2 protein-coding genes and 2 tRNA genes are annotated in these 1,827 nt (G+C 67.4%); 1 reads left to right on the forward strand and 3 read right to left on the reverse strand.

All coding sequences use genetic code 11. The features are described 5' to 3' along the window. The 3 genes from JNL41_RS14000 to JNL41_RS14010 form a co-directional block, all read right to left on the reverse strand. Positions 1-489 (reverse strand): GTP-binding protein (locus tag JNL41_RS14000; RefSeq protein WP_293475903.1); only part of this gene is annotated, 489 nt, incomplete at its 3' end. 42 nt (positions 490-531) lie between these two features. Next, positions 532-605: transfer RNA gene (locus tag JNL41_RS14005), tRNA-Gly, on the reverse strand. Between the two features lie 49 nt (positions 606-654). Continuing rightward, positions 655-741: transfer RNA gene (locus JNL41_RS14010), tRNA-Tyr, on the reverse strand. Between the two features lie 135 nt (positions 742-876). On the opposite strand from JNL41_RS14010, the gene rlmB reads away from it, so the two are divergent. After that, positions 877-1,695 (forward strand): 23S rRNA (guanosine(2251)-2'-O)-methyltransferase RlmB, encoded by an 819-nt coding sequence (rlmB, locus tag JNL41_RS14015; RefSeq protein WP_293475905.1) that lies wholly within the window; start codon positions 877-879, stop codon positions 1,693-1,695. Positions 1,696-1,827 lie beyond the last annotated feature (132 nt).

Raw genomic sequence — 1,827 nt, forward strand, 5'->3', positions numbered from 1 at the left:
AAACTCGTACTTCGACAGCAACTCCCGCACTTCCATCTCGACAAGCTCCAGCAACTCCTTGTCGTCGACCATGTCGGCCTTGTTCATGTACACAATGATGTACGGCACCCCAACCTGCCGCGCCAGCAGAATGTGCTCCCGTGTCTGCGGCATCGGCCCGTCCGCCGACGACACCACCAGAATCGCTCCGTCCATCTGCGCCGCACCCGTGATCATGTTCTTCACGTAGTCCGCGTGCCCAGGACAATCCACGTGCGCATAGTGACGATTCTTCGTCTCGTACTCCACATGCGCCGTGTTGATCGTGATCCCACGCGCCTTCTCCTCAGGCGCCGCGTCGATGTCCGCATACGACTTCGCCGTCGCGCCACCAGACTTCGCCAGCACCATCGTGATCGCCGCCGTCAGCGTCGTCTTCCCATGGTCAACGTGACCAATCGTGCCGATGTTGCAGTGCGGCTTGTTTCGTTCGAACTTCTCTTTGGCCATCAGGGTCCTGCCGGCGTTGCTTAAACTTGCGTCTCAAGGAGCTGGAGCGGGTAGCGGGAATCGAACCCGCATCCTCAGCTTGGAAGGCTGCTGCACTACCATTGTGCTATACCCGCCAACCAATCCAGCGGGGCCGCCGCAACTCCTCAGTGAACTTCGAACGCGTGGTGGGGGAAGTAGGACTCGAACCTACGAAGCCATTACAGCAGGGGATTTACAGTCCCCCCCCTTTGCCACTCGGGACATTCCCCCAGCGCGCTCGGAGCCTAGTTGGGGCCCTTTCTAGAAAGAGCTTCCGCCCGAGGATCGGAGGGGCTTAAAGCGCCGGTCTCACAGTCCAAAAGCAGCGGCCCGCCGAGGGGGCCCCAAATCGGAGCGCGTCTTATAGTGGCCTCGCCTACGGAACGCAACGACGCCCGAAGGGGTCGGAAATTCGGCCCGAAAGGCCGCCCGCAAGGGGGCGGTCACCCGCGTCCGCAACGCTCGCACGCCGCGCCCGCCGACGACTGGATCTGGGGCTGGCACGCCGTCGAGGCCGCGCTGGCGAATCCGGCGCGCGGCGCGCCGGTCCGCCTCCTCGCCACCGCCGACCGGGCCCGGCAGATCGAGGCGAAGTTCGGCCGCCAGAAGGTCCTGGAGGTGGCCGACGCCCATCACATCGGCAACGCCCTGCCCCAGGGCGCCGTCCACCAGGGCGTGGCGCTCCGCCCAGGCCCGCTGGACGAGGCCGACATCGCCGACTTCGAGCCCACGCCCGGCGCCGTCCTGCTCGTGCTCGACCAGGTGACCGACCCGCAGAACGTCGGCGCGATTCTCCGCTCGGCCGCCGCGTTCGGCGTCGCCGGCGTGATCCTGCAGGAACGACACGCGCCGAAGCTCGCCGGCGCGCTGGCCAAGGCCGCCGCCGGCGCGGTCGAGAAGACGCCGATCGCCCGGGTGGTGAACCTCTCGCGCGCCCTCGACGAACTCACCGCCGCCGGCTGGCGCGCCGTGGGCCTGGCCGGAGGGGTCGAACGGGACCTGCACGAGGTCCTGGACGGCGCGCCGACGGTCCTCGTCCTCGGCTCCGAGGGCGAAGGCCTGCGCCGCCTGGTCGCCGAGCACTGTGACGAGCTCGCCCGGATCCCGATGCCCGGCGGCTTCGAGAGCCTGAACGTCTCCGCCGCCGCCGCCATCGCCCTCTACGAGGCCGCCCGTCCCCGCTGAACGGTTGCAGCCGCGCGTTCCGTGACGCATTGAGACCGCGATGTTCGAAAGCCTGTTCAGCGCCTCCGCGCTCTCCGCCCTGTTCCAGGTGCTGATGATCGACCTGGTGTTGGCCGGGGACAACGCGGTGGC

The organism is Phenylobacterium sp. (genome assembly GCF_016793285.1).
In the GTDB taxonomy this organism is placed as follows: Bacteria; Pseudomonadota; Alphaproteobacteria; order Caulobacterales; family Caulobacteraceae; genus Phenylobacterium.